This is a genomic window from Pseudoalteromonas sp. J2K-J979 (assembly GCF_058169715.2).
Genome location: NZ_CM200282.1, coordinates 779,405 through 805,674 on the forward strand (window position 1 = coordinate 779,405; position 26,270 = coordinate 805,674).

The 26,270-nt window shown below is 42.5% G+C and carries 19 protein-coding genes; 9 read left to right on the top strand and 10 right to left on the bottom strand.

Going from position 1 to position 26,270, the window contains the following annotated elements:
* The first annotated feature begins 45 nt into the window (after positions 1–45).
* Together AC3KVK_RS19915 and AC3KVK_RS19920 are read left to right on the top strand one after the other, a co-directional pair.
* A complete protein-coding gene (locus tag AC3KVK_RS19915) occupies positions 46–918 on the top strand; it encodes an alpha/beta fold hydrolase (RefSeq protein ID WP_490310635.1) in 873 nt (290 codons plus the stop codon).
* A 2-nt stretch (positions 919–920) separates the two neighbouring features.
* Complete coding sequence (locus AC3KVK_RS19920) at positions 921–2,033, top strand: RNA polymerase sigma factor (protein WP_490310634.1); 1,113 nt, start codon at positions 921–923, stop codon at positions 2,031–2,033.
* Between the two features lie 75 nt (positions 2,034–2,108).
* On the opposite strand, the gene AC3KVK_RS19925 is transcribed toward AC3KVK_RS19920, so the two are convergent.
* The 4 genes from AC3KVK_RS19925 to AC3KVK_RS19940 all read right to left on the bottom strand — a co-directional run bounded on the left by AC3KVK_RS19925 (position 2,109) and on the right by AC3KVK_RS19940 (position 9,727).
* Positions 2,109–4,130 (bottom strand): alkyl/aryl-sulfatase, encoded by a 2,022-nt coding sequence (locus AC3KVK_RS19925; RefSeq protein WP_490310633.1) that lies wholly within the window; start codon positions 4,128–4,130, stop codon positions 2,109–2,111.
* Between the two features lie 279 nt (positions 4,131–4,409).
* Positions 4,410–6,467 carry a S9 family peptidase gene (locus AC3KVK_RS19930; protein WP_490310632.1) on the bottom strand — a complete coding sequence of 686 codons (2,058 nt, stop codon included), beginning with the start codon at positions 6,465–6,467 and terminating at the stop codon, positions 4,410–4,412.
* Between the two features lie 205 nt (positions 6,468–6,672).
* Positions 6,673–8,814, bottom strand: coding sequence for a pre-peptidase C-terminal domain-containing protein (locus tag AC3KVK_RS19935; protein ID WP_490310631.1), 2,142 nt, complete (start codon positions 8,812–8,814; stop codon positions 6,673–6,675).
* Between the two features lie 586 nt (positions 8,815–9,400).
* Positions 9,401–9,727: a hypothetical protein gene (locus AC3KVK_RS19940; RefSeq protein ID WP_490310630.1), complete on the bottom strand. Its 327-nt coding sequence runs from the start codon at positions 9,725–9,727 to the stop codon at positions 9,401–9,403.
* 228 nt (positions 9,728–9,955) lie between these two features.
* On the opposite strand from AC3KVK_RS19940, the gene AC3KVK_RS19945 reads away from it, so the two are divergent.
* Positions 9,956–10,726, top strand: coding sequence for a substrate-binding periplasmic protein (locus AC3KVK_RS19945; RefSeq protein WP_490310629.1), 771 nt, complete (start codon positions 9,956–9,958; stop codon positions 10,724–10,726).
* 19 nt (positions 10,727–10,745) lie between these two features.
* Here the strand turns inward: AC3KVK_RS19945 and AC3KVK_RS19950 are convergent, their stop codons facing one another.
* The 6 genes from AC3KVK_RS19950 to AC3KVK_RS19975 form a co-directional block, all read right to left on the bottom strand.
* Complete coding sequence (locus AC3KVK_RS19950) at positions 10,746–12,326, bottom strand: ATP-binding cassette domain-containing protein (protein WP_490310628.1); 1,581 nt, start codon at positions 12,324–12,326, stop codon at positions 10,746–10,748.
* A 350-nt stretch (positions 12,327–12,676) separates the two neighbouring features.
* The gene (locus tag AC3KVK_RS19955) at positions 12,677–14,215 is read right to left on the bottom strand and encodes an Ig-like domain-containing protein (protein WP_490310627.1); all 1,539 of its coding nucleotides are present in this window, start codon (positions 14,213–14,215) and stop codon (positions 12,677–12,679) included.
* A 227-nt stretch (positions 14,216–14,442) separates the two neighbouring features.
* On the bottom strand, positions 14,443–15,744 hold the full coding sequence (locus tag AC3KVK_RS19960) for a S41 family peptidase (protein ID WP_490310626.1): 1,302 nt from the start codon (positions 15,742–15,744) through the stop codon (positions 14,443–14,445).
* Between the two features lie 168 nt (positions 15,745–15,912).
* Entirely contained in the window at positions 15,913–16,350 is a 438-nt protein-coding gene (locus AC3KVK_RS19965; protein ID WP_490310625.1) for a GNAT family N-acetyltransferase, read from the bottom strand.
* A gap of 267 nt (positions 16,351–16,617) precedes the next feature.
* On the bottom strand, positions 16,618–17,022 hold the full coding sequence (locus AC3KVK_RS19970) for a YybH family protein (RefSeq protein WP_490310624.1): 405 nt from the start codon (positions 17,020–17,022) through the stop codon (positions 16,618–16,620).
* Between the two features lie 251 nt (positions 17,023–17,273).
* Complete coding sequence (locus AC3KVK_RS19975) at positions 17,274–17,888, bottom strand: class I SAM-dependent methyltransferase (protein WP_490310623.1); 615 nt, start codon at positions 17,886–17,888, stop codon at positions 17,274–17,276.
* Between the two features lie 197 nt (positions 17,889–18,085).
* Between AC3KVK_RS19975 and AC3KVK_RS19980 the strand changes: the two genes are divergently transcribed.
* From AC3KVK_RS19980 to AC3KVK_RS20005, 6 genes are all read left to right on the top strand, one after another.
* Positions 18,086–18,436: a DMT family protein gene (locus AC3KVK_RS19980; protein WP_490310622.1), complete on the top strand. Its 351-nt coding sequence runs from the start codon at positions 18,086–18,088 to the stop codon at positions 18,434–18,436.
* A 169-nt stretch (positions 18,437–18,605) separates the two neighbouring features.
* Entirely contained in the window at positions 18,606–18,872 is a 267-nt protein-coding gene (locus tag AC3KVK_RS19985; protein ID WP_490310621.1) for a hypothetical protein, read from the top strand.
* A 180-nt stretch (positions 18,873–19,052) separates the two neighbouring features.
* Positions 19,053–21,818: a family 20 glycosylhydrolase gene (locus AC3KVK_RS19990; RefSeq protein WP_490310679.1), complete on the top strand. Its 2,766-nt coding sequence runs from the start codon at positions 19,053–19,055 to the stop codon at positions 21,816–21,818.
* A 69-nt stretch (positions 21,819–21,887) separates the two neighbouring features.
* Complete coding sequence (locus tag AC3KVK_RS19995) at positions 21,888–22,424, top strand: RNA polymerase sigma factor (RefSeq protein ID WP_490310620.1); 537 nt, start codon at positions 21,888–21,890, stop codon at positions 22,422–22,424.
* Between the two features lie 18 nt (positions 22,425–22,442).
* A complete protein-coding gene (locus tag AC3KVK_RS20000) occupies positions 22,443–23,480 on the top strand; it encodes a FecR family protein (protein ID WP_490310619.1) in 1,038 nt (345 codons plus the stop codon).
* Positions 23,481–23,563: 83 nt separating this feature from the next.
* Positions 23,564–26,254: a TonB-dependent receptor domain-containing protein gene (locus tag AC3KVK_RS20005; protein ID WP_490310618.1), complete on the top strand. Its 2,691-nt coding sequence runs from the start codon at positions 23,564–23,566 to the stop codon at positions 26,252–26,254.
* Positions 26,255–26,270 lie beyond the last annotated feature (16 nt).

A 26,270-nucleotide genomic window follows, 5' to 3' on the forward strand; every position in this document is an offset into this window, starting at 1 on the left:
AGTGTCTTGGTTAGTAACTCACACTCATTATTAAAAGGCCAACACATGAAAATCATTGTAATCATACTGTCTATTTTTTTATTTATAAGTACCGCAAGCAAAGCAGCTAACGACTCCTGCATCAAAGTCACCGTCTCCGGGCAAGGCCCTAACGTGATGTTACTGCCTGGGTTTATGAGCGATGGCCGAGTATGGCAAGCAACGCAGCAGGAGCTTGCCAAAAGTCATCGGGTGCATTTAGTTGAGATAGCAGGCTTTGGTGACACGCCCCCTTGTGATGCTAAAGACACCATTTTACCGAGCGCTAAATCGGCACTATTACACTATTTAAACCAACCAGAGATGGCTGATACACAAGTGATGGGCCACAGCCTAGGTGCATTTATGGCTTATTGGCTGGCTCTTGAGAGTCCGGCTATTTCACGCATCATTGCCGTAGATGGTTTGCCGTATATAGGCCCCATTTTTACCCAAAATAAAGAAACACAAGTCAGCGATCTGGCTGCTCGAGTTCCTTTTTTAACCCAAATGTATCACAATGCCTCTCGCGCACAGCTTGAAACATTGACGCAACAAGGAGTTCAAAGGCAAGCCACATCGCATGCCGACCAACAGCGCATTGTTGAGATGGCTGCGCTATCCGATGCGAGCACTGCGGCATCAGCATTGGAAACCTTAATGCTGACCGATTTACGCTCGCAGGCCTCTTTGATTAACGTGCCCGTATCATTACTGGCCGCACTCGGTGGATTATCAAGACCAGAGGACATAAAGGCTGCGACCGCGCTATACCAAGCTCAGGTGAGTTTATTCCCACAAGGCGAATTAATCAGCAATATCCATGATCGCCATTTTATGATGTGGGATGATTTTACAGGATTTATGCAAGTCATTAAGCCACTGCTAACAGGAAAATAACAATGAATATTTCACTACGCGAGCAACAGATGCATACGTTTGTTGAACATGCTCAACAAGGTGACAAAGCAGCCATGTCGGAACTGATTTCGTTAAGCATCACCACCGTTAACAGCATTGCACTGGCCATCACCCACGATCTTGATACCGCCCATGATGTCAGCCAAAAAGTATACATTAAAATCTGGCAAGACATTAATCAGCTCAAGCAAAGCCATAGCTTTTTGCCTTGGGTGAGGCAAATAACTCGTTACATGGCACTCAATTCATTGCGCGATAAGCACAGTAGCCGTTTTGCCTCTCAAAGTGAGACCGAACAAATACTTGAACAACTGGTGTGCCAAAAAACCACTCTTGATGAATCATTAATCAAGCAACAGCAAAACCAAGTACTCGGCTCATTGCTGGCTGAGCTCCCTGCCGAAAGCCGTGAAATACTCGTGCTGTTTTATCGCGAGCAACAAGATAGCGAAGCGGTCGCGCAGCTTTTGGGGCTCAATCGTGCGACAGTCAGAAAACGCTTAGAGCGTGTGCGGGCCTTAATCAAAAACAAAATGCTCAAACAATATGGTGAGGTTTTACTGGCCACAGTCCCCACCTCCATTAGTGGTTTTTTAGTAATGAGCACACTGGCATCAACGCCAGTTGCAGCAGCGAGCGTTACTCATTCCGTCACCACTAGTCAAAGCTCTTGGTTCGTAAAACTCTTCATGTTGCTTGGTGGCGCGATAATTGGTGCTATGCTCGCTGTCAGCGCTCACTTGCTCAGCATGCATTGGGTGCTGAAAAAAGTCACCGATAATAACCTTCGTCAGCAATTATTAACCCTTCGAAATCAAACCACCATCGCCATTATTGTCGGGGCGCTGTTAATGACGGTGGGGTATGAATATACCGAGGGATGGCTGGTGATCTGTGTCAGTTTTTTGATGATGTTTGGTGTGATTGCTCGTAATGCGCTGTTGGTTCATAAAGCCGTGTCAACAACACCAAGCTTGTCAGCTCATTCATCGTTCATCGGCTGTCTTATTGGCTTGACGGGTGGTTTGCTTGGCGGCGGTGGAGGATTAGTGATGGGCTTATATCAAAGCGGGCGTTTTCTCAGTGTCATTTAATTGCTTGAATAATCAAGCTGGATAAAAAGAGAGCCTAATGGCTCTCTTTTTAGGATTGATGGCTAATAGAAACGGTTATTTTTTATAAAAACCACCATCCACTTGTTTCTCACTAAATGGAACAATCTCAAAAGCAGAATTGAATTCAACTAATGATGAAGCCAGCTTATTCACAACATTCTCATCACCTTTAAAGCCGACTTTATTTTGCGACACTAAATCAGCTAATTTAGCTTGTCCGAACAAAATTTGCTTAAATGCTGCATCGTCAAGCACTAACTCTGCATCGGCTGGCTTTAGTTTATCAAGCTTAATGTTGCTTAAGTTACCGTTCGACATCTCTACATAATAAAAATCATTGGTACCTTGTAACTGCACACTCATAGTAAAGGGCGTGTGTTGCGCCTTCATTGAGTCGACTTGTACGGCAATAAAGTCCAGTAGCATACCAATGTCCATTTCTGACACGACATCAGCTGACGCTGATTTTGGTGCACCCGGTGACACTTTACCTAAACGAAGCTCTTGTGCGCCAGTTAGGTAAATATTACGCCAACCCGCCCCTTCAGCTTGATAACCTAACTGCTCATAAGTGTCGGCTAATAACGCACGCGCTAACATGTTATCAGGCTCCGCCATCACGACTTTATTGAGTGCCGTCGCGACAAAGCGGTATTCACCTTGGTTGAAATCCTTTGTCGCACGAGACAACACTTCTTTAGCACCACCCATATATTCAACGAACTTTCTCGATTCGGCTTTAGTTGGTAATGGGTTTAAATTAGCTGGGTTCATATCGAAGTAACCCAAGTACATGTTATACACCGCTCGCGCGTTGTGTGAATACGTACCGTGATAACCATTGGTATGCCATGACTGGTAAATGCTGGTTGGCATCACGTCATAAATAGCATCGCCTAAGTCTTGTAACACCGCACCATTATTAGCTAAGCGTAACGTTTGGTTATGGGTAAACCCATACGCATCGCGCTGCATTTTCAAATAATCTTGGATTTCTTCATTACCCCAAATCGGTGCAGAGTGAGAACCAAACAAAGTTTGTGCTTCGCCACCAAAATAATGCAGCATTTCATTGATGGTTTTTGACCATTTCAATGAATCACGCACCTTGGCACCACGTAACGTATACACATTGTGCATGCCTTGATACGTCACCTCACCTGTCCAAAGAGCTTTGATCGATGGGATATAAGTCACCATTTCTGAGGGGGCTTCAGTACCAGAAGCATCTAAGAACACCATTTCAACACCATCAATGGTCAGTGTTTCGATTTTCCCTTTATGATTTAACTCATAATCAGGCTTCACGTAGGTGATTTCACCATATGAAATCCCCTTTGCTAGGGCGGCATCAACGATCCCTTGTTCATTACGATCGAGTGTTGCGCCATATTGATAAGCAGCACGACGAGACATCGCGTTTCCTGCTAACACATTTTCATCTACGGCTTCTTTGGTGATGTTTTTTGAGCCATACACTTTCACATCTGGAAACGCTTCTTGAATTGCACGTGCGCCGCCAAAGTGATCAGCATGAGAATGAGAATAAAGCATGGCGACTATTGGTAAATCTTGACCATCAGGCACATTTTTGAAGAAAAATTTGAGCACTTGTGCAGCCGCTTCTTTTACTGTTAGCACATCGTAAACTATCCAGCCCGTCTCGCCTTTGATAAAAGTTAACGAGGCTAAATCTGCACCACGTACTTGATATACTTTGCCAGGAAGCACTTCATATAGACCTTGTGCGCCTTGATTGAGAACAGCTTGGCGCCAAAGAGAAGGATTGACTGTATCGGGGGCATTATCAGCACTATCAAGATTAATAAAATCAAAACTATTGCGAATGATGTCGCCAGTTTCTTTGTCAAATGGCGCAATTAAGCCTTTTTTATCGTTTTCAAATGCCCTTGTATCATTAAAATTAAGAGAGGCAGCTAATTCCTTATTAGCTTTTATTGTTGCGGCTGTCGCAGCTTTACCATGGGTATTTTTTAAGTTAAGTGCATGCTCATCTGCTTGAATTGATGGCACGCATAAAGCGAGGGTGATACTAAGAGTTAACAGTTTCTTCATTGTTGTTTCCTTTTAACTGACGAAATTTAATACGGTATTCCTCTGGGATCGATCACTAAAAAACACAGGAATCAGCCCCAATATAATAAGACTTTTCCAGCAGATAAAGCGAAAAAGGGTTTTTATTTCAAGAAAAACCGCGAGTTTTACCTGTTTTAACATGATTAAATTAATCGCGACTGAATACTCCCAAAGCGTAAATAGATAAGTAGATGTTTATTGATCTCAATCACAAAAAAGCCCGCTAACGAAGCGGGCTTGGTATGTATATCAATTTAGTTATTCTTTATTGGCATCTTTTACTGCTTTGAGTTTAGCAGCATGATCGATTTCGTATGCAGGCATGTCTTTTTTACCTTCAATCAGGTAGTTATCCATCCAGCGCATTAAACGTAGGCTGTAGTCGTACTGGGCAGCCACTTTACGGTTACCATGGCCTTCACCTGGGTAGTACACTAAACGGACATCTTTACCTTGCACTTTCATGTAACGATACAGTTCCATTGATTGCGCAGGGTGTACACGTGGGTCATCTTTACCATGCATAATCAGCAGTGGTGTTTTAGATTGACCCGCCCAGTAAATTGGGCTGCGCTCTAAGTACCATTGCCATTTATCCCAAGGGTATGAACGTGCATGCACTAAGTACATTTCGTTAGAGATATCGGTCGTACCAAATTTTGATAATTGGTTTGTTACACCGACAAACATTACACTGGCAGCAAAGTGCTCAGTTAACTTAGTCGCCCCCCAAGCCGACGCATAACCCCCATAAGAACCACCGGTAATGCCCACACGCTTAGTATCAACCAGACCCATTTCCACTAAGTGGTTTTTAGTGTCGACTAAATCATCAAACTCTTTACCGGCATAATCGCCTTGGCCTAGTTTTGAATAATCCACGCCTTTACCCGTTGAACCACGGTAGTTCGGGTAAAACACTGCATAACCGCGCGCAGCCCCCATTTGACCTGGGCGAGAATAATTTGTCACCCAACCATCTTTATCATGGCTTTCTGGGCCACCATGCACACTCATGATTAATGGGTAACGGGTGCCCTTTTTATAATCAAGCGGGTAAACAAGTACCCCACCAATCTCAACACCGTCACGCGCTTTGAAAGTAATGTTCTCTTGTTTTGCAAAACGCTTATCGTTTAACCAAGGGTTTGAATCCGAAAGACGCGTCGCTTTTTTGCCGCGTAGCATAAACACTTCATTGGGGTGCTTCGCTGTATTGGCTTTTAACGCGATGGTTTTATCTGAATCAGAGACCGATAAGTTAGAAGCAATTAGCTCACCTTCGCTAATTAACTTTTTGTATTTTGCAGAGCCGACTTTTATTTGCGCGACAAAGCTTTCTGCACCGACATTACCAATAAAATTGAGCACATTTTTACGGTTCAACCACTCAAAATCGCTAATGTGGCCCATAAAGTTAGGGATCCACTCTTCTATTTTTCCGGTTTTAGCATTGGCGATATAAAGTCGGCCTGTTGCTGGATCGTGCTTATCTTCAGCCCCTAAAATCGCAATATATTCGCCATCATGAGAGAATTCTGCGGTGCCTAATTTGCCTTCGGTTTTAAAACTGGTGGTGATTTTTTTGCTTTCTACATCCATCACATGCCATTGTGATTTCATGTATTGATCATCAATCAACGCAGTCGGCTGAGTTTTCACTAACAATTGTTTAGCATCATCAGACCAATTAACCGCACTCACATACCCTTCAACCTCAATTTCGGTTGGTGAAAGTGGTTTATCAGATGCAGCTAAATCAACAATAAATAACTGCTTATCTTTAAGACCTAGCTCATACACTTCAGCCATAAAACCGAGTTTTTTGAGCTCTTTTTCTGATTTTTCTTGAGCTGGCATCGCAAGCAACGCCACCGATTGACCATTCGGGCTCAACTGATAACTTGAGATTGAGGTGCCTTTGAGTGACAACACCGCTTGCGCTTCACCACCGTTAACCGAAATACGGTATAAAGTACGGAATTTGTCTTCTTTCTTTTTCGTTAGAAAGTAAACGTGCTCGCCATCAGCAGACCACTGAATGCTCGAAATATTCACTTTGCCAGTAATAAAAGGGCGTTCAACCCCCTCGTCATTAACTAAAAATAATTCAGTAAAATTGGTGCCGTTTTCATCAACATATAATTCACGCGGAACCGAGCGAGTAAATGCAACCTGCTCGCCATCCGGGCTCACGACAGATTGAACGACAGACTGGATATTAGGAATATCATCGATGGTAAGAGTATCGTTTGCAACGGCCTGTGCACTGGATAAACCGATCGCCAACGCAATGGCTGATTTTATTAGTTTCATTTTTATACCTAAATGGCTTCTCTTGTTGTAATCACCCCATAGTTTACGCAACTAAAAATGCAAAACCACTGTTTGCGATTAAGAACCAAAAATGTACGATAAATTCTGCCTAAATGAAGGGAACTCTGATGAGTGGAGGGGTTAAAACACCTAAATAAATCGGGCGCAACGTTTTTTTTGCGCTACGCCCTTTTTTAATGCTCAGCTAGTTTACAGTGGCCACCACTTTGACCCAGTCGTAAGCAATCACACCCAATAAACCAATATCAACCGTTTGCCCTGCGCGAACAGCCAAAGTACAACTTTCGTTATTACCAGTGGTGTTTGACTGACAATCAAATTGTTTATCAGTTACTTGACCATCGGCTTTTACATAGAGGCTCATGTCACCGATTGAACCGCTCGTCGTTACCGTCAGAGACGTTTTTCCAGTTGGAACAGTAAAACTAGAACGGTTCCAAAAGCCCGGAAAACCAAACGCGCGTTCGGTGATTACTGTGCTATCACCATCGACAGGCGGAGGTGTGGTATTCGTTGTGTAATCAGCCACAAGCTTCACACCTGAGTATGCACGATAGCCTTTTAGCATCACAAAATAACGCCCTTCACCTCGGTTCACGGTACAATTTTCTGTATTGCCATTTTTATACGGGCGACAATCATAGCTCGCGCTCGACGGCTTTTCTCCTTTTTTGACGTATAAGTCGGCATCGCCAGTGCCTCCTGAGATCGTCACGTTCAGATCTGTCGCCCCCGCTGGGAGGTCGATGTAATAAAAAGACTCCTGATTAGCAGCCCCATTTTGATCGGTTAAAGCGTGCCCTTTGACCAGTTGCTGTTCAGGTGCAGGACCACTTGAGATAACGACTTGCTGGGTCAAAGTATTAGTAAGATTATTACTGTCTTGTACTGTCAGTGATACATCAAAAGTGCCTGCATTAGCAAAGGTATGAACGGATGTTACACCGCTATCCGTTTGGCTGTCACCAAAGTCCCACTGGTAGCTGTTTATGGTCGCGTTTGAACTCGAAGTGCTGCCATCAAAGCGACATTGAGTGACATCGCAACGATAGGTAAAGCGAGCCGTTGGCGGAGTTGGGTTATTGCCATTATTATCCCCTATTGGCACCACTCCATTAAAGTAACTCGCGACTTGTGGCCAAATTTTACTAATTTTAGCGCCTTTATTGTAACAACCACCTAAGTGATGAAGCGCAATCACGCTATTGCTTGTTGCAGCCAAAACAGGCGAGCCTGATGAACCACCTATGGTGTCGCAGTTATAACCAATATCGGTATTACTGCCTCGACCATTTACTGACGCAGCATTGACTTGGCATAAGCCATTGCTGTCTTGGTCGGATTCGATTGCCAACTCTTTGGGATTGCCAGCACCATGCTGAGGAATATAAATACGCTCTCCTTGCACCGCGTTTCGCACATCCAAGCCTAAATAACCAAACTGGCTAATAGATGCAAAATCATTGACGCTAAATAAGGTGTAATCTAGAGTGTAATCGGTTTTGAGGAACTCATTTCCTGTCACTTTAACAACTGTTTCTTTGCTACTTCCATTGCAACTCGTATGTTGGTAATTAAACCATACTTCTGTTGCAGCCAACTCGGCAGCACTCTCAACACAATGATTATTAGTGAACAATTTGTTGTCACTGCCAACACGCCAGCCCGTACATAAGCTGCGCCCACCAATAATCAATCGCGCCACAGGGCGGCTGCGGTCAAACTCTGTTGGGTGAGAATTTGCCCAGCACTGCACATCTTTACGTTCATTGACTCCACACGTCGACAATGGCGAAAGATCAGTGCTGTTATTTTCAACTGAGCCGTTCTGGCTTTCAGTGCCATAAAAATAGCTATCTATTTCGCCAAATTTTGTGTGCTCAGAGCCACTGGCTTGATCGGGATAATACTCAATGATAACGCTGTCATTTGATACCGACATAGCAGAAAAAGAGTGCACACCATCATCACCTGTCGTTGCGTCTTGCGTCGCGGCTCGCATATTATCTGCACTGTACTCATAACGCTCAGTGTTACTTTCGTTTCGCACCACTAACTTTGCATTACCGTTGAGCTGCACTTGTTTGAAATGCACCTTGATGTAATCTGCACCAGGGTGGTTGATAGTATGGCTGATCACTTCACCTTGCTCACTGGCCACACTCAATTGGGCTGATAAAGTTAAATGAGCACTGGCTTGCTCACCGATTGTGGTTTTTTCCGCTGTGCTGGTGTATTGCAGCATCGTCAGCTCATTGGCATCGGCAAAGCTGTATTGCCCATACAACCCGATTGCAATAAGTGCGGCGCATTGATGTAATTTCATATTTAGTTCCTGTTTGAATAATTTTCGATTTCGTCACACGGATATTCGCTGTAATGCCATAACCAAGACAGTCCAGCATCAACAAACCCAAAATGGGTACTTAATAAAACTAAAGGGAAATATTCGAAAGTCCAACAATCACGATGAAAAAATACCGAACACAATTAATGCTAAAAAAGCAACAATCCGGATTTATAAAAAACCTAAAAAAGGAACTTGTAGCTCATAAAAAACTCAAAACCGGGCAGTTAGGTTCGTTTTACTATCCTTATTTAGTTAACGAAGTGTAAACAAGTTAGTACAAAATACGATCTTCACCATGGTTATACCGAAAAATACATCACCTAAGTGACTGTGAGTCTGACTGGGTTAACTTCCTTGCAGCTTATGGCTCTTCAACAAAAAAACCTATCAATTGGAGTCGATAGGTCTTTCAATTAGAAATGAATAATAATGGCTTTGGGCTCACTAGTGCGCTTTAGAGAGCGAAAAATCCACCTTTAAATTTTCAATGGCGCAGCCGAACTTTGCAGTATAGAAACGGTAATAACCTGTATTTTCTGATACGGTTAAGTCAACTTAGAATTCATCTTGTTGAGCTTATGCGGCTGTAGCTCCGGTTAAGAGTATGAAATGTTTGCACTTTAACTTGTTCATTCTCGAATGGCCAAAACCGATCAATGTGAGCGATGGCTGTTTTTGAGAGCCGATACTGCTTGCTTTGTTTACCACTTGGCACATTATCGGCAATACAGTGATGTTCATTCATGCTCGAGCAAATTATCAGTGCCCCACCAATCAATATTACAGTCTGTTCGAGTGGTTTTGCTTTTAAATGAGGAGAAAATGACGACATAAACAGCGAAATAACAACTAAAAATAAACTATTTAAAGTAAGAACAGATCGTTCCATAGTGTTAGACTCTTCAAAACAATTCAAATAAACAACAGGAATGCCAGAGCGGCCAAGTAAAAATGCAGAGATTTAAAACGCGGGTAAGCTAGCACCATGTTACTGGCTTTATCAAAAACACCGGCATTATTAAGCTGTTGATGACATCTTAAAAACACTGTATTTATTAGTGCCATTACGCCCATTTGGTCATAAAATAAATAAATGATGAAAAGAGCTCGTTTACTGATGCGCGACAAAATTTTAAATTATGCTGTGTTGCTTGTTATCTCAACACTTTTTACTGTGTTAAGTTTTAACTTACAAGCTAAAAAACAACGCTTATCTGTTGCTATCGACCATACACCGCCCTATGCCTTTATCGATGAGCGAGGCCGCCCATCTGGTATGATTATCGATGTAATGCAGCAGTTAAGCTCTCGCTTACCTTATGACTTTGAATACATCGAATGCCCTTGGGTACGGTGTGTAAAACTGGTAGAAAGCGGTGAAGTCGACCTCCTACCAGGGATCACAAGGACTCGCTCACGCGAGCAAGTATTTGTTTTTATCGAGCCACCCTTTATTGCACGAAATGAAGTTGACCAATTTCGTTTTTATTCAAAGAAACAACACATCTCGATCAATTCTTATTCCGATTTATTCCCATTAAATATTGGCACCCTAAGAGGTTCAAGCTACAACGAACAATTTGACAATGACGAAAGAATCATCAAAACCACCTTTGTGGATATAAAAACCATGTTTGAAGCCCTCGATAAAAACCGTATTGATGCATTCATTTACTACGACGATACCGTCGTGCCCTTACTCAAAGAATTTGATCCAAGCAATAAAATTCGTGCATCTCAGCTTGGTTTAGCAACCAAGCAACATGCTTATATTGTGATGTCAAAACACTCAAAGCACCTCGCAAAATTAGAGAATATCAGTATGCAATTACAGGCTTTGATTGATGAAGGCAAAGTTAACCAAATCTTTAAACGCTATGGCCTTTAACATTAAGCGTAAACCCCCTTTACAGCTGTAATACATGTGTCACAGCGCACGTTTTAACAAATTCTTCATCATGACTGATTAACAAAAAGGTGCCTTGATACGAATACAAAAGCTCGGCGAGCTGCTGCTTGGCGGCTAAATCAAGGTGGTTATCGGGCTCGTCTAACAGTAATAACGGTTGGCGACTTTGCTGACTCACGATCAACATAGCAAGTTTCATCTTTTGCCCGCCGCTGAGTGTGCCAACCTTTTGCTGAACAGCCTGACCACGAAAACCAATTCCAGCCAATAAAGTCCTGATTTGACTCTCATCGATATGTGGGCAAGACAACTGGCACTGAGCAAACAAGCTCAGATGGGCATCCAATAAACTGGCATGTTGGTCTAAACACATCACTAAACCGTTACAAAATATAGCCCCTTGGAAAACAGTTGCTTGCCCTTGGATCACGCTAAACAAGGTCGATTTACCAGCACCATTGTGACCACATACCAGCCATTTCTGGCCACTTTTGACATACATATCTATCAGGTTAGTCGTACCAAATGGCAATTGGCATTGTTCAATCCGCAGCAGTGCTTTTGTGTTCTTCCCGGCCTCTGGAGCCTTCATATAGAGTGTATTTTTAATCTCTAGGGCTTGACGCGCTTTCAGCGAGATCTCATCTTTGAGCAAACTTTGCTGGCGGTTATCGGCTAATTTTGCGCCGCGCGCTAATTGTGCCCCAGCGTTGTTCCGTTTAAAATCTTGCAGCACTTTTGGCTGACTGCCCTGCCGGGACTCTTTTTGCCCATGCTGTGCCCGTTGTTGAGCTTTTTCTTTGCTTTGCTGCGCATTGCGGGCAAGGGCTTGTTGCGCTCGCTTGGTGTGCAACAATTGGCGAGACACAGCGTGTTGCTCCAGCTGTTTTTGTTGCTGGTAGCTAGCAAAATTGCCCGCATAATGATGAAGCCCTCGGTTATCCAGTTCATAAATATGCTCAGTGTGCGCCAGAAGTTGCCGATCATGACTAATTAATAAAATCGCACCTTTAAAACATTGCATGTGCTTAAGCAGCCACGTTTTACCGATTTGATCGAGATGATTTGACGGCTCATCCAAAACCAGTAAGGCCTCGGTTTGATTAAATTCATTAAATAAACGCCATAAAGCTAATCGCGCTTGTTGCCCCCCGCTAAGTTGTGAAATGTGTAGGTTTAAGTTGTCTGGCAAGTTTAGTTCTGCCAGTAAAGCTTTAAGCTCATCCTGCAATAACCAACGTTCATCAATAACATCAAACCACTGCGGATCTATGCTGCCGCTGGCGACCTGCTCAAGGGCATACAGCACTTTGTCTACGGCTAAAAGTTGCGCGACTGTCTGCGTTGAGGTGGCAAGTGCCTGAGTCTGCGCAAAATACCCGACTCGATTTGCACACCTCACGACACCTGAGCTAGCGGGAAATTGCCCAACAATTAACTGCGCTAAGAGCGATTTACCAACGCCATTGCGTCCTATCAAAGCGGAGCGATGGTGATGGTGGTGCCAATTTAATTCGCTAAAAAGTGTCCGTCCGCAAGGTAATTCGAGCGTAACATGTTGAAGATGAAATGATGGCATGAATAGCCTCCTGTAAATTGATACACAGGAGTCGTGACCGAGCAAAATAAATCAGTGTCGTGGTTCAAAAGACACGCATTTATTACTGACCAAACAACACTTGGAGAGAATAAAACATGACAAACGACATAAAAAGGTATTGAGCAACGCCCACTCACCCTGTTGGTCCAAAACATTAAATACATAATTGGAAAACAGGATTTAGTTGTTCATGGCGGCGTCAATCTCAAAACTAATAGTGGGAGTATTTAAACAAATACGCTTTATGAACTCAAGAAAAAAGGGGCTACAATATAGTCAAGCAACCCACACTGAATTTGGAAGGGCTAAAATAGCCCTTTCATAAAAACCTACAAAGAAGTGTATTGATAGATTGCTGTACCATAATGAGAGGTGTAAACCCCACCAACAGACAATAAACCATTTGCATAGCTAACTGCCTTGAAATCACGTAAATAAAATGTTTGTGTATCTTGAACTTCCTTTGCAAATGGATTAATTGGTAAGTTTCTCCATTGCATCTGTTCAAAATCAAACTCAAGAAACTCTTTAGCGCTTAAAAGGTGTAACTTACTTCCAACAATTGCTAAGTCATAATACGCATCGGCTGTAAAATTAGGGATTAATTCCGCATTAATAATATTTGTGGCTGCTAAATCAAGCTGACCTAATAATAAGTCCGCTCCTTGGCGTTGAATCACATACAACCCATCTCCCTTATTAAAGCAATGTTGGACTTCATTGAAATTTTCAGGGAGGTCTGTCGTATGCCAACTATTATCTACTGTATTTAAGCGATTTAGTTGTGTCCTTTGACCATTTTTAGAAAAGACAATGACCTCATTATTAAATGAGCAACTAGCTTGCAATTGATTACCAAAGGGTGTAAAAGTCGGCGCAGTAAAGGTATGCCAAACCTGCTCTTTTGTATCATAAACCTCCATATTTTCTTGCCCATTTGAGCCACTTGAACACTGTTCAGTCCCCCCAAAAAGAAACAGTTTATTGCCGACAAGTTCTGATTGGTAATAATAGCGATTAGATTGAGGTGAACTTAGTTGTTGCCATTCATTTTGTGTAATATTCCAATGAGAAAACTTAGGCGGGCTAGGCTCTGCACCGGCACAAGACATTGATGACGCTATCGCAAAGTGGTGCGTTAAGGCATACAAAGAATCACCCGTTGATAGCGCATTCAAATGCGATCCTTCAAAGCCAGGTAAATCACCACGTTTAACCCAAGGCTCCGCAATTACCTCAATATCGAACGCAGGCAAAGCTGTAGTAAGCTCCCCGTCAGACACACTAATTACAATATCCTTTGCTTTACCTACATGCTCGTTCGAAGGTACACCTCTGAGTATGCCCGAACTCACATCAAACATCGCCCAATCTGGTTTGTTAACAATATTAAAACTCAATTGTTCTGAGTCAATATCACCAGCTGATGCTGCGAAGTAATAAGTATCATTCGCTCGAATCGTTTCATTTGCGGTACCGGTAATTGTCGGGGCATCATTTACTGCAACTAAAGTGATATTAGCGATTACGGTCGCACTTTCTTTGTTGCCTTTTTTTAGCTTAAAACGGAAGGTGTCGTCACCAAATTGATCCGCTGTGGGTAAGTAACTTAAATTCGGATAATCACCTGATATTTCACCAAGGGTAGGTTGACTCAACAACTCATATATTACATTTCCAGCCCCATCAGGGACTTTATTGGCATTGATCGTCACGGTTAATGGGCTATCTTCCGTGCCATTGACTGTAATGGTCGGGTTTACTTCAAACTCACTTTGGGCTTCAGATGCGGCTTTTTTATTATCAGATCCTCCGCAAGCAGTTAGCACTAAAACCGAGATTGCTAAACTCAGTACTTTTACTTTCATAATATTAAACACTTCCTATGTAAAAATGACCCTACTGCTTTTTCTTCTTTTATCTTTAGCGATGTGAAGATAAGTATGGAGGTTTGGAACAATTAAAACAGCGATGCTGTTCCATAAACAAGACAAAATTAATTTACCACAATGGATTTAGAGTTATTGATTTTTATTTAATAAATATTGTTATGTTTGCACTTTGTACAAATAAACTAATTTGAGCTAGCTCTCACTTACAAAGCCCTACAGCTTGTTATTTTAATGGCTTCGAACGACTTGAAGCCAATAGAAATAGCACTTTTGAGGTCTTTTTTATCAGCAAAATTGGCTTGTTGAGTCATTTGCTCAATACCATTGCCTAAGGTGTAGCGCATCTTCGCGCTGCCGTGGCCATAATATCTGAGCTGATAGGCAAACTGATAACGTTCAGTATTGGCGTTATACATTGGCTCTGAGAGTCGGTATTCAAGCGCACAGTCACTGCCGTAAAACCGCCAATCCGAATAACTAATTTGTGCTTTGTTTTGCGAAAACGTTTCTTGTGGCGTGCCCCGCCCTTGTAAAACTCGGTACTCAATCGCAGACTGTTCAGCCAAAGGTTGGGTTTCATTAAACGCCAAAAATGAAGTCACAAGCAAGTCAGGTTGTACTAATGGATTCTGGCTAACAGTTTGTCCGTTTAACGCCCCCTCCGAGTTGGCTGGTAAAAATACACCGATTGGTTGAGTCAGCGTGAGCGATGAATGAAGCGTGATGTCTTGAGTCTCATTGACACGCCCAGCGGTGGGCTCACCAACAATGTAAGCACGCTTAAGATGCTGTAACACCATTGCAAATCGTTCTGCGGCGATACCTGTTTGTGCACTCGTGAGAATATACACAGGTACATCGGGCCGTTTTTCACCACCGACTTTATCTTCGGTACCCACACGTTTAATCTGTTGCATCGCAGGCATCGTTACCTGATACAGCGCCGTTGCATCACCAAATAAATAACTCACAATGTACACCAATGAGTCAGTGGCTCTCGTCGCAGGCGAATAGCTATTACGTAAATCAAACACCAGCACATCAACGTCTTTCACTTGGTTAAATAACGTATCGATTTGAGCGTGCGTGCTGTGTAAATCGAGTTCAATCAATGCTATTTCATCATTAACGATATTAATCGTATTGCTAGCAGGAGTTGTACTGTTGGTTGAGACTGTATTGAACTCATCACTCGCTCGTATTATAAAAGATGGGTCATTTAACAAAGCTTGTATATCATCGCTCAGCTTACGAGCAAAATCAGTCGGTTGTTCAAACCCTAAATATTTATATGCATCATAGTTTTTTGTTAATTGAACAACTAGCTGCTTGCCTGTTTGAGGTACAATGCTGCGCTGTTCAATATGTCGCGATAAGGTCTGAATCACAGCAAGCTGTTCTTCTTCGCTTAGCAATGACGAGACTTGTGGTTCCTCGGCTGAAACCAAGGTCACGACACAGGCTAATATCCCAGCCACCCATCCTTTGCCACTCTTTACAGCCATTCGCTCCACTCCGGTATTCGTGATTTTTTCCTATTGCACATCAAAAATTAGAACACTTTTCAAACAAACGGTCAGCAAAAAAACACTTTGATTTGTAAGAGGATATTGCAGATATAAAGCTGAAAATCACCGTGCCTTCTTCCATGGGCAAAGTAATGCGGCTTTCGTTTAAAGCCGAATAAGTGCGAGCATATCGTCACCCTCGTCATCCATACCGACCTCTTGAAACCCAAAGCTTGAGTAAAAGTCTTTAGCAACAGGATTTTGCGGCTGATAACATATTTCGATTTCTTTTAATGCTGGCACTTGTTTAATTGCATCAAGAGCCAACGCAAGTGCAACTCTGCCTATGCCCTTTTTTTGGTGATGTTTATCAACCATAAAACGCCAAATAGAGACTTTTTCTGGGGTTTCTTGCACCCACATGAAAAACCCCACAGGTTTACCATCACAATAGATGGCTTGACAGGTATAGCCATGGTTGTAATGCGATTCGACAAGTGACCACATATTGCAAGCCACATATTCTTCTTGTTCGTCTGTTACATCTAAGTCACATACAGACTCGTAATTCGCTTTATTGATCTCTTCCAGTGAAATATTCATATCTTTCCAAGTTTATTATACGTATTTAAGGCTTATTTAACTGGCGAAAGATAGCAAAATATCTATTTTTAAACAATCGGTTATCTATTTTTCGTTGAAATGTAAAAAGCGAAACTTATGCAGCGTGATTACGAAATCAAAAAGGGGTTTTGCGAGCCTTATTAAAAAGCGACAAAGCTTTTTTGGCATTACTCGTGAACCGAACAATGACGGACAAGCAGGCTAAACCTCACAAATAATTTGGCCACACTCGCGGCCAAATTATAATTAAATACACTCTTGAGGTAAGACGGTCATCGTATTCGCATCTCGAATAATCTGCCAACGATGCTCTCGCTTTTCTAAAATAGAAAGAGAATGCCCGGCCATTTTGCTTGCCGGATCACCATTTTTTGGCGTGCATAGCAAAGTCGATTCGGCCCAGAGGTAGGCATGGTCACCAAATATTTTTATTTCTCGTACCTGACAGTCCAGCTCAAACACTAACGGCGACTCCTCAGGTGAGCTGCCAGCGGCACCTTGCGCAAAGGTTTCTTTGTCTAACTCACCAATACCGGGAACCAAAAACACTGCGTCATCAGCAATGCACTGATACGCCAATGCCAAATTGCCTTGTGTAGTAGATTCAACCCAATCCTTGAATAAATCTCGTATTTGTTGTTCATCACTCATTTTTTGACTTCCTCTATTTTGGCGCTCACTCAATTAAGAACTCAAAGCTTAGATCTGCTCTTTCGCCCAATACTTACTTGGGTTAAAACAGCGCTAAACGTGTGTGTTTCCCCTTTTATCGAGTGTAGTATGGCTAAGTAATAACGCCCTTCTAAAGTACGAGACTCCGCTTCAATTCTAGGAGATGAGAATACATAATGTTCGATTTAGCTGCTTTAACACTATGGAATTATGAAAACCCAAACACAGCATTAAGTACGTTTTACCGCGACCACAGAATAAGTATGCCAATGCTTTATTCTCCCGATGGATGTTTGGCCTTTTTCGTCGCGCTCAGTAAAGCTAATAATTTCAAAACTTGCAAACAACGCTCTGACTTGTGATTCAGACAAAGGCGAAGTCGGACTGCGGTAATTGTCAGCCCAACTATCTTTAAAACCCATAAAGTCACCAGCAAACACACCGCCCGCAACGATAGACGACTTAACTTTGTTCCAAGTCGCAGCAAATTGCTTTGGATCAGCAAAAAACAAACTTGAATTTGCAATGACCACTCCTGCCTTTGGGTAATTAAAAAGTTCAAAAGAAGAGTCAGATACGTCGACTAATGGCATCCCTGCAAATCTATTTCGACAAATTTCAACTGCATCTGGGTTAATATCAAAACCAGAAACCTGAAAGCCTTGTTGCATTAGGTAAAGCATATCACTGCCTGTTCCACAGCCACAATCTATCGCGACACCCAGATTTGATTCATTTAGTTGAACAGCAAGCTCTGTTCGTTTGGAGTGAGGACGAGATAGCGCCTGTTTGTAATATTGGCGCCAGATTGCAACGTTTTCACCCATAGACTTATGATTTTCCAAAAAAATACCTACCCGATTACATAAAAAGCAAAGCCGAGTTAACACTTTAAGCATACGTTAGCCCGACTACCAGCCAAAAAAGCAGAACGAGCTGGTATTGCGGTGATGAAACACAAATAACTCAAGTTCAGCGTGACTCGCACATGAACCTAATTTAATATCCGTGTTTTGTGTCGTTCACTATTTCGAGCTGTGCCATGAACCCCATTTTTATCAGTATATCGTTATTAATATGCAGCAATATATTTATGACCTTTGCATGGTACGCCCATTTAAAAGAGCTCAATAATAAGCCATGGATTATTGCAGCCTTGATTAGCTGGGGCATCGCGTTGTTTGAATATTTACTGCAAGTGCCAGCGAATCGAACTGGTTACACGGTACTGAATGTTGGACAACTTAAAATTTTACAAGAAGTCATCACCTTAATGGTTTTTGTGCCCTTCTCTGTTTTTTATTTGAAAGAGCCATTAAAACTTGATTATTTATGGTCTGGGTTATGTTTAGTGGGAGCCGTATATTTTGCCTTTCGCAGCCACTTTTCCTGACAAACCTAAAAGCCAACGAGCTGATAGAAATGCTTTGAATATTCAAAACCTTTCGCTGGAACAACGGGTGAAATCTGAAACCAATTGAATCACATATTGACCTCATACATCAAAGGTCTAGGTTTAAAGTTGATTGATCTGATCCAATAGTTTTGGATATCTCATATAAGTGAGTAAAGTAATTCACAGAGGTGAAAAAGCGACATCCCAAAAGAGTACCAGAAAAACCCATTCAGCCGAATTTAAAGAAGAAGCCTTAAAGCTGGCAGCTAAAGTCGGTTTAGCACAGGCAACGCGAGAACTTCACGTTTATGAATCCCAGCTCCATTTGAAGCTAAAATCAGAACAAAAGAAAACATCAACATCAACATCAACATCAACATCAACATCAACATCAACATCAGAGCGAGAAAATTGGATTAGTGGCCATCTGTAAGTAAATAAAATAATAAGTGGCTGCTTTAAAACAACGACTTTAGCTCAATTCAATAAAGGTATTGCTCTCTTTTCAAATATATTCTCTTTTTTATCTCACTTTTTATTCCCAAAATCGCGCCATAAAACGTTTCCTTTAATAGCAATTAATAATAATTAAACCAACAGGAAACAACCCGTGATGATTAAATCAGCAATAAAACCTATTTCGCTTGCGATTGGCTTAGTATGCGCGGCAGTCGTACCGAATGCGTTTGCGGCACTCTCTGGTAGTGATATTAAGCTTGATTGGCATGTCATTGACCATGGCATTGGCGAAAATATCTTCTTAGGCAGCCTGACAATTCATAACAATGGTCTTGAACCTTTAACCGACTCAGATTGGGCGCTGTATTTTAATTCAGTCCGTCCTCCTGCATCGGTATTACCAGAAAATGATGCTAATGGTGTGCGTGCCCGAGCAGCACTTGCAGAGCAAAACGTATCAATCGATAACGCCGACAGCGCTAAAAGTGGCGATTATTTTGTGCTCAAACCCACAGCAGGATTTGACGCTATACCCTCAGGTGAAAGCCGAAAAATCGAAATTATTGCGCAATATTGGCAAATGCTTAAAAATGATTCACCTGGTGGATTTCACTTAGTTGTCGGCAATCAGGCTCCGCAAGCGGTATTGGTTGATGTACACATGGACCCGAACGATCCAAAACAAACCACTCAAACCGCAACTGATATAAAACCGGTGCAAACACCGCAAATTCGCTACCTCGAAAATCAACAACAATTTGAAGCATTAGCGGTTAAGAATCGTTTAGTACCTCAACCACTCACAGTACAAAGCACCGACGCGCATTTAAATTTATTAAGCCAACACACACAAATTGTCAGTGCTGGTGTTTTAAATCAAGAAGCGCTGTATCTGCAAGCAGCATTAAAAGACTTAATGCCCGGCCAATTTGCAATACATCAACAGCCAACAACGGCCGCTTCAAATCAAATTCGCCTCCAGCTAGACCCAACGCTTAACGTTGACAGCGACAGTGCGCCAGACAACGAAGGGTACATGCTGACCATTGATCCTTTTAACGGTATCACCATTACAGGTAAAGATGCCGCTGGGGTGTTTTATGGCATTCAAACCCTGCGCCAGCTTATTCCAAAAGAAGTGTACGCGGCATCCGTGACCACCACGCCTTATCAACATGCGACGTTACCCGCGACCGTGATTAAAGATGCGCCTCGTTTTGAATATCGCGGCATGATGCTTGATGTGGCACGTAACTTTCAAAGTAAAGAAACCATTTTAAAGCTCATCGACTTATTAGCACTGTATAAAATTAATCAATTTGAAATGAATGTAGCAAATGATGAAGGCTGGCGTTTAGAAATCCCCGGTATTCCTGAGCTGACTGAGTTTGGGGCAAAACGTGGCTTTGATCTGACCGAACAAACCATGCTACATGCGTTTATGGGTGCATCAAACGGCTTTTTACCTGGTGATGGTATTGATAATAAACCAGCCAACAGTACCGAAGCAAATTTAGGTAAAGTACCAGACTTTCAAGGGTTTGAAGTCGCACAACAAAACTTTCTTGGTCAAGGTTGGGGCTATTATACTGTTGATGATTTTAAAGAAATTTTAAAATATGCAGCCGACCGTCATATTAACGTGATTTTAGAATATGACTTTCCAGCCCATGCACGTGCCGCCATTAAAGCAATGGAATATCGTTACAACAAATATAAAGACACCGATTTAACCGAAGCCCAGCGCTATCGCTTAATCGACCCGCTTGATACCTCAAAATATTACACTCCGCAGTTTTATACCGATAACTTTATAAATCCGGCACTACCCAGCGCGTTTGTTTTCTTAGATAAAATCATTTCAGAAACCAAAGCAATGTACGATGCAGTCCCTAATGCCAAAGTAACCCGCTTACATGGCGGTGGCGATGAGCTACCTCATTTAGGCCCTAACGAGTGGTGGGCACAATCGCCCGCGGTGCAACAAAACCCAGAAACCGCTGGTAAAACCGATGCACAATTATTTGATTTCTTTTTTATGAAATGGAAAGCAATCGTCAACACACATGGTTTTGAAATGGCAACTTGGGGCGATGTCTTATCGCATAATGGCACTGGTAATGTCGATTATGGCCAAATTTATCCTATTTTTTGGAATAACGTCTGGGGCTGGGGGAACGAACATCAGGCCTATAAGTTTGCCAATCAAGGCTATAAAGTGGTGCTCTCACATGCTACCAACTTATATTTAGATTTAGCTTATAACAAGCACCCAGATGAAATTGGCTATCATTGGGCAGGTTATACAGATACAAAAAAAGCATTTGAATACCGTCCATTTAATATTTATGCCAACGCTGATCTCGATAAACTGGGCAATCCTATTCCATGGAACCCTGCTTGGATCACTCTAAGTGAGGCAGGCAAAGAAAACGTGGTGGGGATCCAAGCGCAGCTTTTTGCTGAAAATCAAAAATCGCCAGAAATTTTAGATTACATGGTTTTTCCTAAATTATTAGGTGCTGCTGAGCGTGCTTGGGTACAAGAAATGCCCGCACTAACGCCATTAAACGCTCAAGGTATCTCTCCGATTGACGCCGCATGGCATACTTTTACCAATACCCTTGGCCAGTATGCCCTGCCGTTACTCAATTATGTGAAACCCGTTGATTTACAAAACCAAATTACCAATGTGTCTGGTGTCAATTTTCGTATCCCACTGGCTGGGGCGAAAATTGAACACGGTACACTATTGGCTAATACGCGTTTTATAGGAATGCAAGTAGAGTACTCTGTGGATGAAGGTCAAACTTGGCTGCCTTATTATCAACCCGTTGATATTGCACCCACAGATAAAGTGATGGTGAGAACCAAGAATCACGCAGGGAAAACAAGCCGTGCTGATTATGTTATGCCGTAATCGTATTTAACAATGGGGCAGCATGTTTGCCCCATTAACGCACGTTTTCTATCCAAATAGGAGTCTTAGGTGCAGCTCAATTTGAACAAACCACAAGATCAGGTATCACAAAATGAACAAGTGCGGCAGCTTTATAAGCAGCATCACCAAAAACTGATTCATCACATAATGAAAAAAGGCTTAGTACAAAGAGAAGCCGAAGACATTGCTCAAGAAGCCTTTATTAAACTGTTAGGGTTAGACAAACCAGAAATCGAAAGTTACATTGCGGCCTATTTATATAAAATTGCCAATAATTTAACCATAGATAGATTACGCAGTCAGGCCCGCAGCCCCATTGAATTTGATGAACAGCTGCAAATCAATTCAATTGATACCTTATCCGGTCCAGAGCAATCAAACCAACATCATCAGTTACTGGGTCAGATGGCGGTATTAATAAAACAATTACCGATAAAGTGCCAACAAGCCTTTATTTTATATAAAGTAAAAGAATGCAGTTATGAGCAAATTAGTGAACAACTCGACATTTCCCAAAGCATGGTTCGCAAATATGTGTTACGTGCTATTCGTCATTGCTATGACCATTTGCAACATGAACTTTGAGACAAGCAGTCTATGAATATGAAAACAACACCTGAGCCCAACCGCATTGCAGATGAAGCTGTGAACTGGTTATTAGCATTAGAAGAAGATAACAGCACTCAAACTGAGCAAGCTTTTAAAGCATGGCTTGAACAAGACACTCGCCATCAGCAGGAATTTAACAAGCTACAAATCATGTGGGGGTTGGCTGGCGAACTCCCAACAGATTGCCTAAACGAATTACCAAAGCCGAATGCTAAAACCTGGTGGCAAACAGTTCGCCAGACAATTAAAAGTCGTTTTTCCTTAGCACCGATGTGGCCTGCGGGCATAGCGGCGTGCGCCTTGTTTGTTATCACGTTTAGTTTTATACCATTTGAACAATCACAATTAATTGATAAACATAGTCCGACTCCAATTTTGGCTGCCCACAGCCCCATTATTTATCAAACCACAACGGCCACTCACCAAAGCTGGCAATTAGCCGATGGCAGCCAAGTCACGCTTGGCGCTGATAGCAAAATGAGTGTCGCTTTTGACCCCAATAAACGGGCCATCGAGTTACTGCAAGGTATCGCTGTATTTAAAGTAGCCAAAGATCCAAAGCGCCCGTTTGTCGTGAGCCACCAAGGGCACAGCGCCACCGCAATTGGCACCGAGTTTGTCGTTAAAGCTCATGTTAATCATGTCAATGTCGCGGTGTTAGAAGGAAAAGTAGCGGCGATGCCAGCAAACAGCACACACAGTGTGACGCTGAAATTGGGTGAACAAACCGAGCTTAGCCAAGCGTTAATCCCAACAAAGCAGCCTTATGATGTACATCAAGTATTTGAATGGCAAAGCCCATTATTAGAATACCATGATGTACCACTGGGTGAGGTCTTGCATGACATTAGACGCTTTACCACTCTCAATATTTATCTAGCCGACAACGACATTGCAAGCTACAAATATTCGGGCCAAGTCCATCACGATAAGGTCGAGCAATGGTTAAGCTCGCTTGCCCATTTATATCAAATAAAATTGGTGAAGGTCGACAATACCCGCATCCTGCAAAAGCGGGCGTCACAAGAGTAAGACTTAAGTTCAATCGCTCAATGACATAAACTCACACACACTGAGCAGTCAAAACTCTCACCTGACTGCTCAAAAAAGGGAACATGGCCAAACAACAGTATTCATCGTTTTTACACATTTTCTCACGCTGCGCCTTTATGCTGTGCATCAGTGTGTGGCATCTCTCCGCCCTCGCGACAAGCACACTCTCCCTCACTGACGCCTTATTTAATGTCGCCAAACACCATCATTGGCAACTGAGTATGGCCCCCCTTGATGCCGAACCTAGGGTGCGCAGATTAACCCAACCTGCAAGTTTAAGCGCTGAGCTTGACCACCTCCTGACGCATACACCTTGGACATACACCTTATACCCTGAGCTCAATACCGTGGTGATCACCACACGGCCATCGGCAGTAGATGAGGGTAATCAAAATGCCTCTGTCTTTGAGCGTATCTTAGTATCAGGTCAAGGCAGCTCAAATAGATCTATTTTAAGTTCCTCATTATCGATTACGCATTTAAATTCTGACCAGCTTTACAATCAAGTACCGTTTAGTACCGCCGATACCTTTAATAACGCCCCAGGATTTTGGGTCGAAAACTCAGGCGGAGAAACCAACAATAATGTCGCTCCCAGAGGGCTGCGTGGTGGTGAAGGGTTTCGTTTTATTAGTTTGCTTGAAGATGATTTGCCTGTTGTTTACGACGGCATATGGCCTGATTTTTTCTTACGCCAAGATTTTACCACCGCCGCCATTCAAATTGTGCGCGGCGGCAGCAGCGGTATTTTTAGCGTCAATGGCCCTGCGGCCAACGTTAACTTTATTGGCCAAACTGGCGACAGTGACCAGAAAAAATTAAAATTAACCCATGCTATTAATTATGGTTATCAACGACTTGATGGCGTATATAGCCATTCACTCAGTGATAGCTGGTACGTATTATTCGGTGGATTTTATCGCCAATCAACGGGCATTCGTGAACCTGGTTTTACCAGCGACCAAGGTGGTCAATTCAGCATTCGAATCAATCAAATGGCGGCGCATTATACCCAACAATGGGTGGTGAAATATCTGGATGATAAAACCAGTTTCTTTTCACCTATTCCGATGCAAAACCAAAAAAAACCCTCTGCCATTACCTCGTTAGATGCAGGCACCAGTACCTTATTAAGCCCAGAACTACGCTATTTTTTTGCACCCCATGATGGAAAAGAACGCCGTTATGATTTGGCCGATGGACAAAAAACCCGCGCGATGAGTCTGACTCACTTACTTGATTTATCGCTGAGTGACACACTGAAACTGAGTAATAAAAGTCGACTTTCTGATTTATCCACTACGTTATATACCTTAATGAATCAAGGGAATGAAACACTCTTACCTGCCAAAAATTGGTTAACCAGTGCATCCGTAAACCAATTTTTAGCCCACTATCCTGATACAACCGCTGCGCTTTATTCTCCTGTGACGCAGCAATATCTTAATCCCGGACAACTAAACAATAATGGCTTAGTGACATTTTCTTACCCTTTGTATGCTGAATATCAGCAAATTCAGTGGATTAATCGCCTAAGCCTTAATTGGCAAATCAATGAACACACTGAACTTATGCTGGGCTCTTTGTATGCCTATAATGACTTTTCAGAGCTACCTCATGATCGCTGGTTAGGGCAAATTTTAACAGATGTCACCCATCAACCTAACCCAATCGAAACCGTTGCAATTGATTCATTTAACCAAAAAGTGGCAACGCTTAATCCGGCGGGTATTTTATCCTTTTCGGGACCCGCTTATATAACAGGCCAAGGCGAAGCCAAGTCTCATTCGGTTTATGGCAATGTCCGCTACTCAATGACCGACACACTGACGGTTGATTTTGGCGCACGAACTGAGTGGTTACATTTAACCTCAAGCGCCAAGACTGATCAGCAAAGCCAATATTCGCAGCATCAAACCATCAATCAAAGTAGTCCTTATAATTTTGAAAAATCCGAGCAATTTACCAAAACCGCCATCAGTGCAGGGCTTAACTGGCAATTTGCTGATGCGGCTGCAACCTATGTTCGTATGGCCAATGCCTTTGAAATGCCCAAATTACTCAACTTTGGTAATACCCTCGGTTATGGCCCTTATCTTGATTCCATTCCTGAAACTCTTGGATTTGGCCAGCCGGTTGAGCTTCATTTTATTGAGTGGGGTACGCGCATTGCCGACACCTCGGGATTCATCAGCGCCAGTTTGTTTGAAACCCAATTCGATCCATTGCCTTTTACTGTTTATCAAGGCAACCAAAATACCCAACTGGGGATTTTTATTAGCACACAAACCTATGGCATGGAGCTTGAATTTGCGAAAAATTTTTCGGAACATTGGTCCGTCAGTGGTGTAGCTGTATGGCAAAAAGGACGTTTTAAAGGCATTCCAACCACACTCTCAGAAAGCCAATATAACAATAACCAAATTACCCGCACCCCTAATTCCCAATTGCGAATTACACCTAAATATCGCTTTTCGCAGGGCGAGCTGGCGCTCACCGCTTCGTATATCGGCACGCGTTATTCTGATGTGGCCAACCAATTTGCACTGCCTGCTTACTACGTTGTTGATGCAAGCGCACAATGGGCACTGAGTGAACAGCTCACTTTTGGGCTCAGTATCACTAACCTTTTTAATACCATAGGCTTAACCGAAGGCAACCCACGAAGTGGCTTAATTCATCAACAAAATCAATATTATGCCCGCCCTATTTTTGGCCGCGCTTTAAGCTTAAGTATGAGTTATCAATTTTAAGCGCAGCATTTTTTGC

What these genes read in the sequence shown, in the direction of transcription:
- AC3KVK_RS19980 (WP_490310622.1), top strand. Translation starts at nt 18,086, where the DNA reads ATGAACCCCATTTTTATCAGTATATCGTTATTAATATGCAGCAATATA.
- AC3KVK_RS19940 (WP_490310630.1), bottom strand. Translation starts at nt 9,727, where the DNA reads ATGGAACGATCTGTTCTTACTTTAAATAGTTTATTTTTAGTTGTTATT.
- AC3KVK_RS19970 (WP_490310624.1), bottom strand. Translation starts at nt 17,022, where the DNA reads ATGAGTGATGAACAACAAATACGAGATTTATTCAAGGATTGGGTTGAA.
- AC3KVK_RS19950 (WP_490310628.1), bottom strand. Translation starts at nt 12,326, where the DNA reads ATGCCATCATTTCATCTTCAACATGTTACGCTCGAATTACCTTGCGGA.
- AC3KVK_RS19935 (WP_490310631.1), bottom strand. Translation starts at nt 8,814, where the DNA reads ATGAAATTACATCAATGCGCCGCACTTATTGCAATCGGGTTGTATGGG.
- AC3KVK_RS19945 (WP_490310629.1), top strand. Translation starts at nt 9,956, where the DNA reads ATGCGCGACAAAATTTTAAATTATGCTGTGTTGCTTGTTATCTCAACA.
- AC3KVK_RS19965 (WP_490310625.1), bottom strand. Translation starts at nt 16,350, where the DNA reads ATGAATATTTCACTGGAAGAGATCAATAAAGCGAATTACGAGTCTGTA.
- AC3KVK_RS20005 (WP_490310618.1), top strand. Translation starts at nt 23,564, where the DNA reads ATGGCCAAACAACAGTATTCATCGTTTTTACACATTTTCTCACGCTGC.
- AC3KVK_RS19925 (WP_490310633.1), bottom strand. Translation starts at nt 4,130, where the DNA reads ATGAAGAAACTGTTAACTCTTAGTATCACCCTCGCTTTATGCGTGCCA.
- AC3KVK_RS20000 (WP_490310619.1), top strand. Translation starts at nt 22,443, where the DNA reads ATGAAAACAACACCTGAGCCCAACCGCATTGCAGATGAAGCTGTGAAC.
- AC3KVK_RS19990 (WP_490310679.1), top strand. Translation starts at nt 19,053, where the DNA reads ATGATTAAATCAGCAATAAAACCTATTTCGCTTGCGATTGGCTTAGTA.
- AC3KVK_RS19930 (WP_490310632.1), bottom strand. Translation starts at nt 6,467, where the DNA reads ATGAAACTAATAAAATCAGCCATTGCGTTGGCGATCGGTTTATCCAGT.
- AC3KVK_RS19915 (WP_490310635.1), top strand. Translation starts at nt 46, where the DNA reads ATGAAAATCATTGTAATCATACTGTCTATTTTTTTATTTATAAGTACC.
- AC3KVK_RS19960 (WP_490310626.1), bottom strand. Translation starts at nt 15,744, where the DNA reads ATGGCTGTAAAGAGTGGCAAAGGATGGGTGGCTGGGATATTAGCCTGT.
- AC3KVK_RS19920 (WP_490310634.1), top strand. Translation starts at nt 921, where the DNA reads ATGAATATTTCACTACGCGAGCAACAGATGCATACGTTTGTTGAACAT.
- AC3KVK_RS19955 (WP_490310627.1), bottom strand. Translation starts at nt 14,215, where the DNA reads ATGAAAGTAAAAGTACTGAGTTTAGCAATCTCGGTTTTAGTGCTAACT.